The 14,625-nt window shown below is 37.5% G+C and carries 13 protein-coding genes; all 13 read right to left on the bottom strand.

From position 1 onward, the window contains the following. Positions 1 to 9: 9 nt before the first annotated feature. Positions 10 to 1,485 carry a UDP-glucose--hexose-1-phosphate uridylyltransferase gene (gene galT / locus KV696_RS04380; protein WP_219966979.1) on the bottom strand — a complete coding sequence of 492 codons (1,476 nt, stop codon included), beginning with the start codon at positions 1,483 to 1,485 and terminating at the stop codon, positions 10 to 12. 12 nt (positions 1,486 to 1,497) lie between these two features. Next, positions 1,498 to 2,139: a phosphate signaling complex PhoU family protein gene (locus KV696_RS04375; RefSeq protein WP_219966978.1), complete on the bottom strand. Its 642-nt coding sequence runs from the start codon at positions 2,137 to 2,139 to the stop codon at positions 1,498 to 1,500. Between the two features lie 57 nt (positions 2,140 to 2,196). After that, entirely contained in the window at positions 2,197 to 2,943 is a 747-nt protein-coding gene (locus KV696_RS04370) for a protein phosphatase 2C domain-containing protein (RefSeq protein ID WP_084675176.1), read from the bottom strand. Continuing rightward, positions 2,927 to 5,005 (bottom strand): glycosyl hydrolase family 28-related protein, encoded by a 2,079-nt coding sequence (locus KV696_RS04365; RefSeq protein WP_219966977.1) that lies wholly within the window; start codon positions 5,003 to 5,005, stop codon positions 2,927 to 2,929. The genes KV696_RS04370 and KV696_RS04365 overlap by 17 nt, the downstream gene beginning before the upstream one ends. 891 nt (positions 5,006 to 5,896) lie before the next feature. Beyond that, positions 5,897 to 7,123: a DegT/DnrJ/EryC1/StrS family aminotransferase gene (locus KV696_RS04360; protein ID WP_219966976.1), complete on the bottom strand. Its 1,227-nt coding sequence runs from the start codon at positions 7,121 to 7,123 to the stop codon at positions 5,897 to 5,899. A 42-nt stretch (positions 7,124 to 7,165) separates the two neighbouring features. Further along, entirely contained in the window at positions 7,166 to 7,858 is a 693-nt protein-coding gene (locus KV696_RS04355; RefSeq protein ID WP_049523872.1) for a sugar transferase, read from the bottom strand. A gap of 130 nt (positions 7,859 to 7,988) precedes the next feature. Beyond that, the gene (locus KV696_RS04350; RefSeq protein WP_219966975.1) at positions 7,989 to 9,731 is read right to left on the bottom strand and encodes an ABC transporter ATP-binding protein; all 1,743 of its coding nucleotides are present in this window, start codon (positions 9,729 to 9,731) and stop codon (positions 7,989 to 7,991) included. Then, positions 9,721 to 11,466 carry an ABC transporter ATP-binding protein gene (locus KV696_RS04345; protein WP_219966974.1) on the bottom strand — a complete coding sequence of 582 codons (1,746 nt, stop codon included), beginning with the start codon at positions 11,464 to 11,466 and terminating at the stop codon, positions 9,721 to 9,723. Before KV696_RS04345 ends, KV696_RS04350 begins: the two co-directional genes overlap by 11 nt. A 54-nt stretch (positions 11,467 to 11,520) precedes the next feature. Beyond that, positions 11,521 to 12,156: a DUF421 domain-containing protein gene (locus KV696_RS04340; RefSeq protein WP_000174458.1), complete on the bottom strand. Its 636-nt coding sequence runs from the start codon at positions 12,154 to 12,156 to the stop codon at positions 11,521 to 11,523. Further along, positions 12,153 to 12,608 (bottom strand): DUF3290 family protein, encoded by a 456-nt coding sequence (locus KV696_RS04335; protein WP_000675343.1) that lies wholly within the window; start codon positions 12,606 to 12,608, stop codon positions 12,153 to 12,155. Before KV696_RS04335 ends, KV696_RS04340 begins: the two co-directional genes overlap by 4 nt. Positions 12,609 to 12,734: 126 nt before the next feature. Further along, a complete protein-coding gene (locus KV696_RS04330) occupies positions 12,735 to 13,376 on the bottom strand; it encodes an SdpI family protein (protein WP_080982470.1) in 642 nt (213 codons plus the stop codon). Then, positions 13,357 to 13,644, bottom strand: coding sequence for an autorepressor SdpR family transcription factor (locus KV696_RS04325; protein ID WP_049521689.1), 288 nt, complete (start codon positions 13,642 to 13,644; stop codon positions 13,357 to 13,359). The genes KV696_RS04330 and KV696_RS04325 overlap by 20 nt, the downstream gene beginning before the upstream one ends. Then, positions 13,628 to 14,527 (bottom strand): CPBP family intramembrane glutamic endopeptidase, encoded by a 900-nt coding sequence (locus tag KV696_RS04320; protein ID WP_173276490.1) that lies wholly within the window; start codon positions 14,525 to 14,527, stop codon positions 13,628 to 13,630. The genes KV696_RS04325 and KV696_RS04320 overlap by 17 nt, the downstream gene beginning before the upstream one ends. Between the last annotated feature and the right edge of the window lie 98 nt (positions 14,528 to 14,625).

The raw sequence follows: 14,625 nt of genomic DNA, 5'->3' as shown, positions 1-14,625 counted from the left end.
TACTTCCTCCTAATTAATTCCAACCGATTTAACAAATCTCATAAATGCTTCTTGTCCGGTTTGAGTATTCTTATAAACACCTGCATCTTCGAGAACTCTCGCAAATACTTGCCCTACTTCATGTTGAACTACGCTATGAACCTCTTCCTCTTTAAGTCCAGGATATTTTTCTTTCAATTGAACGGCCCATTCTAAATGATAATCAGCAATTGCGTTATCTTTTCCTAAAAGATATTTCTCAACTTCTTCTAACTCTGTTTTCAAACGAGGTGGTAAAATCGCAAGTCCCATCACTTCGATTAACCCAATATTTTCCTTTTTAATATGTTGTACATCTTGATGAGGATGGAAAACACCATCTGGGTATTGTTCAGTAGTATGATTATCTCTTAGAACAATATCTAATTCATATCTTCCGTCCACTTTACGAGCAATAGGAGTCACCGTATGGTGTGGGACATCTTCAGTCATAGCAATGATGTCTACTTCTAAATCTGAATATTCTCTCCACTTGTTTAGAATTTTAGTAGCTAAATCTAACAAGCGATTTTTATTTTCACTTTGTAACCTAATTACTGACATTGGCCATTTTACAATACCAGCATTAACATCCTCAAAGTCTTTAAAACGAAATTCACTCTCAAATTTTGCTTTTTCCATTGGGAAAATATGTTTCCCTCCCTGGTAGTGGTTATGACTAAGAATGGAGCCTCCTGAGATAGGAAGATCAGAATTTGAACCAGCAAAATATCCTGGCAAAATATCAACAATCTCCAATAATTGTTCAAATGTTTTAGAGGTAATAGCCATTGGTACATGTTGACTATTTAAAAATATCGCATGCTCATTAAAGTATAAGTAGGGAGAATACTGGAATCCCCATACTTCGTCACCAAGTTTCAATCGAATAATTCTATGATTCGAACGTGCTGGATAATTTATTCGCCCCTGATATCCTTCATTTTCCATACATAGTAAACATTTGGGATAATTAGTGGCTTTTACTAATTTTTCAGCAGCAATTGTTTTTGGATCTTTTTCGGGTTTTGACAAATTTATCGTAATCTCTAGCTCTCCGTATTTAGTTGATGCTCGAAACTCAATATTCTTAGCAATAGCAGAAGTTTTAATATAATCACTATCTTTACTTAACTTATAAAACTCTTCAACTGCTTCTTGAGGTGATATATCATATGAACTCCAAAAAATATCATTTAATCGACTAGGTAAAGGAACTATGAAATTCATTAACTCTGCTCCTAAACATTCCTTTTCCTCGATTAAATCTTTAATTTTACCGTTTTTTAAGGCGATTTCCACTAAGTAATCTTTTATTTGTTTCAGGTCATTCTCATCGGAAATGCGATCAGTCCCCTCCTCACCTATTAACGCTAGTACTCTATTTTTCACATATATTTTGTCAATTTCATTATACATTCCGTATTCAATTACTCTATCAACAAAATTATCAATAATTGTTTTCATATATTTTTCTTTCTAATTTATGTTCCCATATTTTCTATACATTATCCATTTATAAATTGCTTGCGTAGTATGAGCAATTTTATCAAGGTGATGAATAATATCCAAAGCACCAATTACTTCAGAAACATTCCCATCATCTTCAAATATGTAATTCATTATTTTCTTTTCAATATTTATACTAAGCTCTTCTATCTCATTCTGTTTTTGTATAACAACCATATCTAAACATCCAAATTGTTCCTCTCTATAACAAGATATAGCCCTATTCATATGCAGTCCGATAACTTCATGAAGTATTTTTATTTCTGAAATAATTTTCTTCAAAATTTCATTATTTTGAATAATCTGTAGATTTTTTAAAATTTCAACAATTCTATCCCCAATACGTTCAATGTCAGTTGATATTTTTATTACACTAATAATTCTTCTTAAGTCATATGAAACGGGATGTTGTAAACAAATTAACTCATATCCTTTTTTATCAACATTTAGAACTGACTCATTTATGATTAAATCTTCTTTAATCAATTCTATTCGTTCTTCATTTGATAAATATTCAAATAACTTCTCGTATTTATCAAGCACAGATACCCAAATGGTCTCTAAATTATTTGATAATTCTATAATTTCATTTTCTAAATATAACCTTAACATTTAGGTACCTCTTCTTAACAAAGTTCAATAGTAACAATTAATATTTTAAACAATATATCAAACATCAATAACTAGAATACTTGCATCATCTTTCTTTCCATAGATTGGATCAATAGCAGAAGAATTAAATCTCATCTTAATTAACTCTTCAAAAGTTTTATTTTGATTATTTTGATAGAATTCATAAAAGCCATCGCTCATTAAAACAATTTGTTCACTAGTAACATCTATTTGATTAATAATAGCATGGTCTAAAAATCTCTCATCCAACGAACCTATCCAGTACCCACTCGGTTGATTAGATAATTTTCTGATTTTTTGTAAAATAATTTTTTTATTTAAAGCACTATTTGTACCAATTGAATCTTTTATCTCATTTTTTCCTTTTTCAAATAAGTTATCTACTCTATGATCAGTTATTTCCATTTCGTTTACTAACATGACGCAGTCACCTAGCATCATATACTCCAACTTTTTTTCTGAAAGTTTAGCAAATATAAAAGCAAATGTTGGTAAGCGATAATACTCTGTTAATTCATATGAGTTTAAACCGATTTCATCTTTAACCTCTAGTAAAGCAGTTTCAAATATTTGTTTAAGAGTTTTTGATTCTTTACAATTAACCGACAAACTTTCTGATAAAATATGTACAACTTCTGAGACTGAATAACCTATCTCCTCTTTAGAATTATATAAATCTGTAGCTCCATCGATAATCCAAAAATACTGATTTTGTGAACCTACAGTATCCTCATTTTCTACAGAACTTCCTTGTATCGAACAAATTTTATTTATCTTTACCATAATACTTCAACCCTTTTAGTGTCAAAAGTAAACCAATTCCTGTCACTGTTAAGAATAGTTCCATAATCTTGTTCGAACCAGTCTTTGGTAATTTTTGTTTTACATCTACTATTTCTTTAGATTTATTAATATGATTTTCAGTTTCTCTGCCATCTCCAACTATTTTATAGTTTACTTCTTCTGTCTTATTATCTTGTTTATTGTCGATCTTGTCATTCATTTGTCTATTATCTTTACTTGAGTTAAACTCTCCGTTCTTCTGGTTACTATCAATTACATTATTTGAATTAGATTGTTTTTCCTCTTTGTTTTTTTCTTTTTCGTTTTTATCACTTAAATTATTTGTTACAATTTTGTAAAGCCCATTCTCCGTTACAATATTGAAATTACCATCGCTATCACGTATAACAGGTTCTTTCTCATTTGCATTAGATTTGATGAATGATATATACTTACCGGATAAATTATAAAATTGGTTATTTAAAACGGTTATTTTACCCTTTGAATCCTCAATAACAATTCCTTCTTTACCACCGAATATACTATTCTCTGAGACTACTAAATTATCACTAACTCGTAATAATTCAATATTTGGTTGTTCTGTTTCCTTAGAATTATTATTAATTACATTTTTTGTTACAGTAATATCTGATACTTTTCCTAAATATTCTGCACTATCTTTTGCAACTCGTATCGCTTTTGTTTTAGGATCGGCAATATTAAATATATTTTCGGCGATAACCACCTGTTTATTTAAATCTAATAGGTCTTTAGTGTTTTTATAGCTATAAGCATTTACTAAAGCTGCTCCGCTTTCTCGATAATGTACACTCTCTCCTTTAACTTTCTTATCAAAGCGATTTCCTTTGATTAATACATCAGTGAATCCAGTAAAACGTACACCTGCATACATCATGTTATCAAAATGATTATTTAAAATTTTAATATTAGAGGGGTTCTGTGTCGACAATGTTTGATAGTGTGTGCCAATTGCTGTTACTAATTCCCCAGATTTATCACTTTTGCCAAAATAGGAATTTTGAATAGTCACATTTTCAGATTTTTTCCCATCATCATTCAAGGCATAAGGAAAACCTTTTCTAGTTAATGGTTCAATCTGAATGCTCTCCTTACTTATGATTTGCCCATCCTTCATCGTTTTGGGTAAGGCTTGCCCAAGAAAACGAGAATTATCAACTAATACATTTTTCGAACCTGCAATTTGAATAGCATGCCCTTGATAACTGTCCTTAAATGTTACATTTTTTATAGTTACATTAGTTGAATTTCCAATAGCAAAGGCACCTGAAGAATTTATAAGTGGTAGATTTTTTGCTTTAGTTCCCTCTTCATTCAAAGCACCGTTCATATCAATCGTACCACCAGAATAACTGATATCTTCTGTTGGAGCCCATTCTACCTGCGCACCATCATCTGTAAATAAGCCAGTCATAAAAACAATAGAAGGATGATTCTTAATATTGATACCATTTAAAATTGTAGCTTTCTCATTCAATTCTAAGTGTGTATGATTTTTTAAAAAAACAATTTCTTTAACTAAATAAGTTCCTGCAGGAAAATATACATTTCCTCCACCTAGTCCTTTAGCTGCAGCATCTATTGCATCTTGAATTGCTTGTCGATCATCATTAACTCCGTCACCTATTGCTCCATAATCTTTAACATTCAAAGCTACGTCTTCGTTCAGATTAGTACTTAAAATAGTATTCACTTCCATCCCAGAGATGTTACCCATCATAGTATCATTTGTTATATCAGGTTTATTTTGATTAATACTCACTCCTCCATTATTATCAGTACTTAAACTTGAATTGTTATCAAGACTGAGAGTATCAGAATGGGGTTCCGCAGATAATGATGTAGATGTGCTACTCAACAAAGAGTTCATTTGCATATTATCTTTAGACGAAGAAGTTTCACCAACTACTTCATTAGCTAAAACACTTTGTGTTCCAATAAATAAAACCGCTAAGAGAACTGAGCAAACTCCCACCTTAGACTTACGAATAGAGAAAACCTCATTTTGTTGAAAAGATTTCATATTAGCCTCCAATTAAAAATATTATGTCCTAATTTAATATTCATATAAATTCCATACCAGAAAATGACACCGCTGTCATTTTCTTTATAATATATTTTTAAATCAAAATTGTCAAGGAATAACACAATAAAATATCAAAATTGTGAAAGCGTGACCATTTATATATCTAACCATACTTCTAATAATTCTTTAACCTTCCATTCAAAAGTGATTACTATCTTTCTTAGCTTGAACATAAAAATATCCTATTCACTGTATTTAAAGCATGTTGACATCTCGTAAAATACTAATTTATAAATACAAGAACAAATATCTTGTCATGCAAGCATTCGCCAGGTATATTTACATGAATATCGTTCATATAGCGGATTGAAATCAAAACAATACAATATATTTCTTAAATAGATTTTCTATAAAAGCTAGATTCAAGCTCTATAAAAATAGACGCAGTTCTTCTAAAATACTGGAATAGGACATATAAATCATTGCAGACACGTGTTTTATAGATTATTTCAAAAGAATGACTAGAACATGAAAAATAGTCTCAAAACTTTGAACAATATTCTGAAAACAAAAAAGAAAGACGCGAGTTTCCACAACCTCATTCGTGGAAACTCGCGTCTTTCAAAAAATAGGGTGAATTGAAAACTAGAACAAGACACTACATTTTCTAAATGATGCCTAATAAAAATTCTAAATGCTACACCAAATTGCTCACATCTCATTTCAAACCACGGGACTTCTACAAGAAAGGAAAATCCTATAAAAATTCTCTCTGAGGAGAAAGGGGCTTCAGCCACAAGTGTAAACTATTTTCAATTGAAAACAACAGTTTTTACACTCAATTAGACTTTTTAGGGACAGGAACACTTTTCACTTGACTGTAGTTTGTCATTTTTTTGATAAAGTTAGCACTTTTTCAGAAACTGTTTTGAAAGTCTCAATGATATAGTCCACTTCTTCATCGCTTAATTTAGTGTGAAGAGGGAGCGTAATTTCATTTTCAAAGAAGGCATAAGCCTTAGGATAGTTCGTCATATCAAAGCCAAGATTCTTATAGGCTGTCAAGAGCGGAAGCGGTTTGTAGTGGACGTTACTTGCAATTCCTGCTTTAGCTAATTCTTGGATGATGAGGTTGCGCTCTTCTAAACTTGCTCCTTCTACATGGGTGATGTAGAGATGGCGTGAAGATTCGACAGTATCAGTCTTGTGTGCCAAAGGATGGATGCGAGAATCTACAAAACCACGATCATAACGGTCCACGATGTCCTTACGACGTTCTAGCAAACCAGGGTAACGGTCCAATTGTACCAAACCAAGAGAAGCCATGATATCGGTCATATTGCACTTGTAGGCTGGTGTGACGATATCGTATTCCCATGAGCCCAGTTGCATCTTGGCAAGAGCATCCTTAGTTTGCCCGTGAAGGGAAAGGATTTGAAATTCCTTGTACATCTCTTCGTCATCAATCGCTGGATTGGCCTTCCAAGTCGCACTTCCTCCCTCAGCTGTTGTAAAGTTCTTAACAGCATGGAATGAGAAAGAAGTAAAATCAGCGATAGAACCAGCAGGTTGTCCTTTATAAGTTGATCCCAAAGCATGGGCACTATCAGAAACAATCACAATACGGTTAAAGGCTTTTTGCCACTTGCTAGAAGCTACAAACAAGTCACGTTTCTTTTCCACTACTTGGAACAAACGGTCGTAGTCGCAAACAATCCCTGCGAGCTCTACTGGGATGATCACCTTAGTTTTCTCAGTGATAGCTTGCTCAAGCAGGTCATAGTCCATTTCAAACGTATCTGCTTGAATATCCACCATGACAGGGGTCGCTCCTACGTGAGTGATGACACTACATGAAGCTGTATAGGTCATGGCTGGAACGATAACCTCATCACCAGGTCCCACTTCAAGCACACGTAAAATCAACTCAAGAGCGGCAGTTGCAGAGTTAAGACAGACAGTCTTAGGCGTCTGTGTATATTGAGACAAGCGACGCTCTAGTTCTTTTGTCTTAGGACCTGTTGTAATCCAACCAGAACGAAGGGTATCCGCTACTTCAGCAATTTCTGCTTCTGTAATATCGGGAGGTGAAAATGGAATATTGTAATTTGGCATTGATTTGCTCCTTTTATCTGTACTCATTTTCTCATGGCTACTTTATTTTAGCACTTCAAACACGGTTTGAAACATGATTTTGATGTCTCCAAGGAAACTAAATTCTCGGAGATAATCGAGGTTATAGCGCATCTTTTCAGGAAGGACGTGTTCGACATAGGCTTGGTCAACTGACAGGCCTTTTTCGGTCATTTGACTGATGATAGTGTCCTCATCCTTGTAGTTGATGCTGGCTGGAGAGGTAATCCCTGCTGGCAAAAGCAAGGTCGCCATCATTTCAGGGCTATACTGCTCTGTGTAGCGTGGCACTTCAGGTCGTGTACCAACAAAGGACATTTCGCCTTTAAGGACATTGACCAACTGAGGCAGTTCGTCCAAACGCACACGGCGGATGAAATTGCCAACCTTGGTAATGCGGCTATCGTTAGCAGAAGTCACCAAACTTCCTTTTTTGTCTGCATTCGTCACCATGGTACGGAACTTCCAAATCTTGAAAGGTCGATTGTACTGGGTCACGCGCTCTTGTTTGTAAATCACTGGCCCCTTGCTATCCAACTTGATCCAAATGCTCAAGATGAGAAAGATGGGAGAGGCCAGAACCAGTAAGACCAAGGCTAGAACCCAGTCCAAACAACGCTTGAAAATCAGCGAACCCTTCCTTTTAGAAACAAGCTGGTAGTAAGACTCAACCTCGCTTGATTTCATTTCCACGGGCAAGTCTTCCCATTTCAGCATGCTGTTTCTCCTTTGTTTTTATTGTACTATTTGTCAACATTTTTCATTATACCACAAAATGGAAAAGGCGGTGAAAGAAATCTGCAATTTGAAGGATTTCCTTCTTACACTCAATGAAAATCAAAGAGTATTAGGCCATGGCCCCTGCCTGCAAGCTATACATCTTGTGATAGGTTCCTCCCAAGGCCAAAAGTTCCTCATGGGATCCGCTCTCGATAATGCGCCCCTTGTCCAAAACATAGATACAGTTGGCATCTTGTATGGTCGAAAGACGATGGGCGATGGCAATGGTTGTTCGTCCCTGTCTCATCTTAGCCAGTGAAGCTTGAACCAAACTTTCTGTTTCAGAGTCAATATTGGCTGTCGCTTCATCCAAAATCAGAATTTTAGGCTGACTGGCGACTGTTCTAGCAAAGGCAAGAAGCTGACGCTGACCTGTTGAAAAACTGGAGCCACGCTCAGAAACAGGGGCGTCATATCCCTGAGGAAGTTCTTGAATAAAGGAATCTGCATCCACGAAGCTAGCTGCGTCCTTTACCTGCTCATCACTGATTTCTTGGTACATGGCGATATTGGACTTAATGGTCCCATGATAGAGGAAGGGATCCTGCAAGACCAGACCGATGTTCTTTCTCAGCTCTTCCTGACTGTAGTCCCTAATATCCACACCATCCAAGAGAACTCGGCCTGACTGAAATTCATAAAAACGCATGAGGACATTGATAATCGAAGATTTCCCTGAACCTGTATGCCCCACAAAGGCAATGGTTTCACCCTTATTAACGGAGAAAGAAATGTCATCCAGAATCGGATGTTTGCCATCATATGAGAAGCACACATGTTCAAAACGGATATTGCCCTCTTGGACTTTGGCTTGCCCATCTTTTTGATGAGGCTCATAGGTCCTCTCATCGATTAAGGCAAAGACACGGCCTGCAGAAATCATGGACGTTTGAAGGGTTGAAAAGTTTTGCGTCACCTCAATCAAGGGATCAAAGAGGCGGTTGATGTACTGGATAAAGGCATACATGGTCCCGGCCGTTATTCCCAGATAAAGTCCACGATAGCCAAAATAGGCCATCAAGACAGCATAACCTAAAAGTTTCAGCAAACTCATGGCAGGGCGCAAAAAGAGGGCATCCAAGGCTACAGAACGGTTGGCAAAGACCAAGTGTTCTTGGTTGATTTCATCAAACTCTGACTGTAGGCGCTTCTCTTGATTAAAGGCCTGGATTATTCTGATTCCCTCGATGTTTTCAGCCAGCTTACTATTGATATCTGACAAGAGACTCCTGGTTTTCTCAATGATTTTCACTGATTTTTTCCGATAGAGATTGACCAAAAGGAAAATCAAGGGGAGAAAGAGCAAGACTAATGCTGTCAAACGAAAATCCAGCACCAACATGGTATAAAGGGTTGTCAGAAAGATGAAAACTGCTGAGATAAAGCTAGATAAAATCCCTGAAAACATATCGCTGATGGTCTCAGTATCATTGGTCAAACGAGAGACGATAGAGCCTGCTGGCGTCTTATCAAAATAAGACATGCCTAGTTTCTCCATATTGGCAAAGGCATCTCGACGAATATCTCTAACGATGCTGTAGGATACCCGCGCAAAGAGAAGATTGCCGACATACTGGACCAGCGTTTGTAGGATATAAAGGCCATAGTAGGCCAACAAAACGGTCACAGCGAGTTGGTTGAGATTGCTGAGATACTGGTCTATAAAGTGGGAAGCCACAAGGGGAATGACACTTTTGATGACTGTCGTCGCTAGTAGAAAACTGAGTGCCAAAAAGGTCAGGAGTCCATAAGGCTTGAGATAAGACATCAAGCGCTTCAATACAGTCCATTGTTCTTTCTTATTCTGCATCTTCTTCTCCTTTCATTTCCAGCTGCTGAGACTGGTAGGTTTGGGCATACCAGCCATCCATAGCTAGTAAGTCTTCGTGCCTGCCTCGTTCGATAATTTGACCATTTTGCAGAACCAAAATCAAATCTGCATGGACAACTGCACTGAGGCGATGGGCTGTGATAATGGTTGTCTTGTCCTGACGCGTTTCCTTAAGATTATCGACAATCGCATACTCTGTCTTGGCATCCACAGCTGACAAAGAATCATCCAAAATCAAGATATCAGGGTCTAAAATCATAGCCCGACTCATGGCCAGACGCTGCTTTTGACCTCCAGAAAGACTGACTCCTTTTTCACCAATCAGCGTATCAAATCCCTGAGGCATGGCTACAATATCTTGGTAAACTTGGGCTAGCTTAGTCGCTTCCTCGACCGCTGAAAGTGTTAAATCAGGATTCCCAAAACGGATATTGTCTAAGATCGAAGTCGCAAAGAGGAACTGGTCCTGAGGGACGTAGCCCATGAGACTACGAAGGTCTGTCAAACGGTAGTCACGAATATCGTGACCGTTTAGATAAATGGCTCCCTTATCCACATCGTATTCACGCAAGAGGAGTTTAATCAAGGACGTTTTCCCAGAGCCTGTCTGACCAACTAATCCCAATGTTTGCCCTTTTTCCAAACTAAAGTGAACATTTGTCAGTGTTTCCTCATTTTCAAATGCAAAACTATCAATGGCATACTGCAAGCGCCCATTTTCAATACTGTCTAGAGGAAACTCAGGGTCTTGTACAGGTGATTCCTGAGACAAAAGTTCCTCAATCCGCTGGTAGGAAACTTTCCCTCGCTGAGTAATATTAAAGAGGAAGCCGATGGCCATAAGAGGCCAAACCAGCATATCCAAATAACTGATAAAAGTGACCAGATTACCAACCGTAATTTGCCCTTTCTGAACCATCAAGGAGCCTACCAAGAGCGTTAAAACATAGGAGGAACCAACAAATAAGAGAACCATAGGGTCAAAGAGACTATCGTATTTCATGGTTTGCAGGTTCTTTTGGAAGGTCAATTCATTGACTGTCTGAAAGGACTTGAGCTCGTCCGCCTGGTAACCGAAAGACTTGGTCACTTTGATACCTGATACAGACTCCTGCACCTTGTTATTGAGTTCAGAAAAGGCAGCCTGTGATTCGCCAAAAGCCTTGTGGGTCTTTCTCCCTAGACGACTGGTCGCATAAGCCATGAAAGGCAGGGGTAGAATGGCAACCAAGGTCATTTGCCATGGAATGCTAAAGAGCATGGTCATCAAGGTCACTAAAGCCGTGATAGAGGCATCCACGGCAGACATAACACCACCCCCTGCCAGACGCGTTAGGGCATTGATATCATTGGTTGCGTGTGCCATCAGGTCCCCCGTCCGGTAGGTTTGATAAAAAGCTGGAGACATTTTTGTGAAATGTTCAAATAAGCGAGAGCGCATAATCTGTCCCAAACGGTAGGAAGTCCCAAGGATATACATACGCCAAACATAGCGCAGATAGTACATCCCAAAGGCTGAAAGAAGCAAGTAAAATAGGGCAAGAAGGAGGTCCTGCTGGGTTAATTGCCCCGATGTGATGGCATCAATGACCCTCCCCATAACCATTGGGGGAATGAGGTTGAGGACGGAAACCAAGACCAGAGCCACAATCCCGACTAAATAACGGCGTTTTTCTAACTTGAAAAACCACCAAAGTTTTTGAATAATGGACATAACATCCCTTTCTGATTGCAAATAGAAACCTGAGGCCAAGACCCCAGGTTTTTCTTATTCATAGGTTACGACTGTGACCGCACCCTTGTCATACTCAGCGATAAAGATATTGGCTACATTGTCATGCCCTTGCTTGCTGAGGTTATCAAGCAACCACTCTTCGTTACGACCAATCGACTCCAAAACATCGACTTGTATCACACCGTCAGTCACAACTGGATACTTAGGATTTTCATCTCCCATTTGGACCACGATGAGTTGGCCATTTTGCTCCTGCACAGCGCGTTTGACCTGCTTCATCTGGAAAATCCCTTGGCTACGAAGCTTGAGGGCTACTTCCGCTGCAGACAAACCAACTGAACGACAGGCTTCTGGGTCAATCTGACCATTTTTGATGAGGAGAGTTGGCTTACCATCAATCAAGCGTTTGACAAAATGAACATTGTTACTAAGCCACTTGAGGGTCAAAACCAAAATCGTCCACATCATCAAAATCACTGCGTACTGGAGAATGCTAATAGAACTATTGTAAATCACCCCACCGATAATACCACCGAGAACATAGTTCTGAATTTGGTCTGTCGCAGAGTTAGGCGCCAGATTTCCCTTTCCTGTCACATTGATAACAAAAACAAGCGAGAAAAGACCCAAGGCCAGTTTGATTAAAATTTCCATATAATTGAGTGTCATTTGTTTACCTCCACCAATTCAATAGCGTCTGTTTGATGCAATTCTAATTTCTCTAAAAGATACTTGTCTGGTTGGCTCCCGTTCATGGCACGATAGAAATTTGAACCTACCTTGATAAGTGCTCCATCAGTGGCTGCAGAAGTATTGACATAAACTTCTGATTTATCCACTCCCAAGTCTTTGGAAACAACCTCTATGAAATGAAGTGAAGTTTGAAATTGGTTGTTAGAGGCTTGATTGGTCTGGTATTTTGAGATTGTCACCAAAAGCATGGCCACCAAGGTCAAGGCCAAAATCATGACCAATTCCCGAAACTTAGTCCCCTTTTTATCTCGATAGGCTTTAAAAGCAAAAAATCCTGTGATAGCTAGGAGCACAATCCCAAAGCCAATCATCATTCCATTTTGCTGACTGATTTGGCTAAGTACATAGTCATATGAGTAAAATTTCATTTATTTTCACTCCCTTTCATAAAATCATTCTTAATTATAAACGAAAGAGAGTGATTTTTCAAGCCATACGTTGGGGAAATGGACATATCAGACCAACTTCTCAAACTAATGACTCCAGTAGCTATTTCAAGATTCTGATTTTGATAATTGATATGAATAAACACCAGGCATCAACACCACAAGTAGAAGTGTCAAGAAAAACACCCAGTAAACATATAGTTGAACAAAGGAATTTAGAAACAATAACAATCCTCCTAATACCCAAATTTTTCCAGCTAGACGATGCGTTTTTCTCCAGTTTTCATCATTCTCCAAGGTCCACGGTAGTCGAATACCGATTATATAATTTCGGTGTGTTTTTGGTAGATAATTTCCAATTACGATCATCACGACTCCCATAAAAATCTGAGCTAGTAGCCCACTCATCATGGAATAACCCAAATATTCTCCGAAGATAGAAATCATTAATAGACAAGATACAAAAGGAATAATCCAGTAAATCAAAACTTGTATTTTTGAACTGATATTGCTAGATTTAGGATCCTTAATCATTAAAAATAGAAGCAACCAATGCATCAAAAGCATGAGAGTCGGTAATCCAAAGATAGCAAACATTTTATGATTGTAGCCATCTGCTTGACCCAGTAGATTAAAATGAGTGGGTATCTCCTCTGGTAATTGATTCCAGAAAACACAACCTACAAGGGAAGGTAGTAGGATGAGAATGCTCGTAAATAATACCAATTTCTTATTGATTTTTATCTTCATCAAAATGATCTCCTTTCAGATCTGCTAACCAAACCATTATATCCTCTAAAACCGATGTATTTAACTCATAATAAATAAAGTTTTTTTCTTTCATTTCATGAATCAAATCCGCTGCTTTCAAAATCGTGAGATGATGTGAAATCGTTGCACTTGTCAACTCGAATTGACTGGCAATTTCTCCTGCAGATAATCTACCTGCTTTGAGTAAATTTAAAATCTCTCTCCTAACTGGATGAGAAAAGGCTTTAAAACTATTTGCAAAACTCATAATGGCTCCTTTCCCTTTGTAATATTAGTAGGGCTAGGACTAAGCAAGGTAGAACTGATAGTATTCCTGTCGGTGATGGGCCTAAAATCAAGAGGCTTGAAACTTTTTCTCCTGGTAATTGAAAGAGTAACCCAATACCTGCAGTTGCATTGATTGCCCCATGAAATAGGGCAGAAGCCCAGATAGAACCTGTCTTTTCCAACAACCAGCTCAACAATATTCCTAGGCTAAAACAAAATAGAAACATAGCAACAACTCCCAAAACGGGATAAGCAAAATAAGATAGTCCATAATTATAGCCTTGCAAATTGATTGGTAGATGCCAAATACTCCAAATGAGACCAAGCAAGACATGAGTCTGGACTAGTGAAAAGCGTTCTCTTAGAGCTGGGTAAAGATAGCCACGCCAACCAATTTCCTCTCCCAATGCAAAGAAACTATTAAGAAAAGGAGCGTAGGTCAAACTAGCTAGGATTTGAATCAAGGCCAAGAAAGATAAGGGAACGGTTGATTGAGAGACACCTTTTTCTTGTAAGATGGCTTGAATAGATTCAAAACCAAGGCTGAAATTGCTAGGGAATACAAGAAAATAAAGTCCCGCTCCTAAAAAACTGATGACAGCTGGTAACCAGATAGCTAGTAAGTAAAAGCGCCAGTTGCTCTTGAGATTCACAACTAATTTAGATTTGATTCCACTAGGTTGATTCGTGATTTTCCCTAAAATAAAGACTGCAAGTGCAGGCATCCACATGGCTACAATACTAGCAAGTTGACTCCATGGAGAATTTAGACCAACACCACTTAGCCATAGTGCCAACCATATTATCCAAGCAAGGGTATAAGCCAAGACCACAAAAAGAAGGATTGTTCTCTTATTTGACATATATGTAACGTCACTTTCTATTTAGATGTTTTTCTAAATAACATTATACACCTTTCCATTCTAAATACAATAACTATTTAGATTTTTTTCTAAATAGT

The sequence above is a fragment of the Streptococcus humanilactis genome, from assembly GCF_019448275.1.
GTDB classification, from domain to species: Bacteria; Bacillota; Bacilli; order Lactobacillales; family Streptococcaceae; genus Streptococcus; species Streptococcus humanilactis.
The sequence above is the reverse complement of the archived record's forward strand: the minus strand, read 5'-3'. Positions and strand labels throughout refer to the sequence as shown.

Bases quoted from the DNA above. Each gene is read 5' to 3' on its own strand.
- KV696_RS04345 (WP_219966974.1), bottom strand. From the start codon at position 11,466: ATGTCCATTATTCAAAAACTTTGGTGGTTTTTCAAGTTAGAAAAACGC.
- KV696_RS04335 (WP_000675343.1), bottom strand. From the start codon at position 12,608: ATGAAATTTTACTCATATGACTATGTACTTAGCCAAATCAGTCAGCAA.
- KV696_RS04360 (WP_219966976.1), bottom strand. From the start codon at position 7,123: ATGCCAAATTACAATATTCCATTTTCACCTCCCGATATTACAGAAGCA.
- KV696_RS04355 (WP_049523872.1), bottom strand. From the start codon at position 7,858: ATGCTGAAATGGGAAGACTTGCCCGTGGAAATGAAATCAAGCGAGGTT.
- KV696_RS04330 (WP_080982470.1), bottom strand. From the start codon at position 13,376: ATGAAGATAAAAATCAATAAGAAATTGGTATTATTTACGAGCATTCTC.
- KV696_RS04320 (WP_173276490.1), bottom strand. From the start codon at position 14,527: ATGTCAAATAAGAGAACAATCCTTCTTTTTGTGGTCTTGGCTTATACC.
- KV696_RS04340 (WP_000174458.1), bottom strand. From the start codon at position 12,156: ATGACACTCAATTATATGGAAATTTTAATCAAACTGGCCTTGGGTCTT.
- KV696_RS04375 (WP_219966978.1), bottom strand. From the start codon at position 2,139: ATGTTAAGGTTATATTTAGAAAATGAAATTATAGAATTATCAAATAAT.
- galT (WP_219966979.1), bottom strand. From the start codon at position 1,485: ATGAAAACAATTATTGATAATTTTGTTGATAGAGTAATTGAATACGGA.
- KV696_RS04350 (WP_219966975.1), bottom strand. From the start codon at position 9,731: ATGCAGAATAAGAAAGAACAATGGACTGTATTGAAGCGCTTGATGTCT.
- KV696_RS04370 (WP_084675176.1), bottom strand. From the start codon at position 2,943: ATGGTAAAGATAAATAAAATTTGTTCGATACAAGGAAGTTCTGTAGAA.
- KV696_RS04365 (WP_219966977.1), bottom strand. From the start codon at position 5,005: ATGAAATCTTTTCAACAAAATGAGGTTTTCTCTATTCGTAAGTCTAAG.
- KV696_RS04325 (WP_049521689.1), bottom strand. From the start codon at position 13,644: ATGAGTTTTGCAAATAGTTTTAAAGCCTTTTCTCATCCAGTTAGGAGA.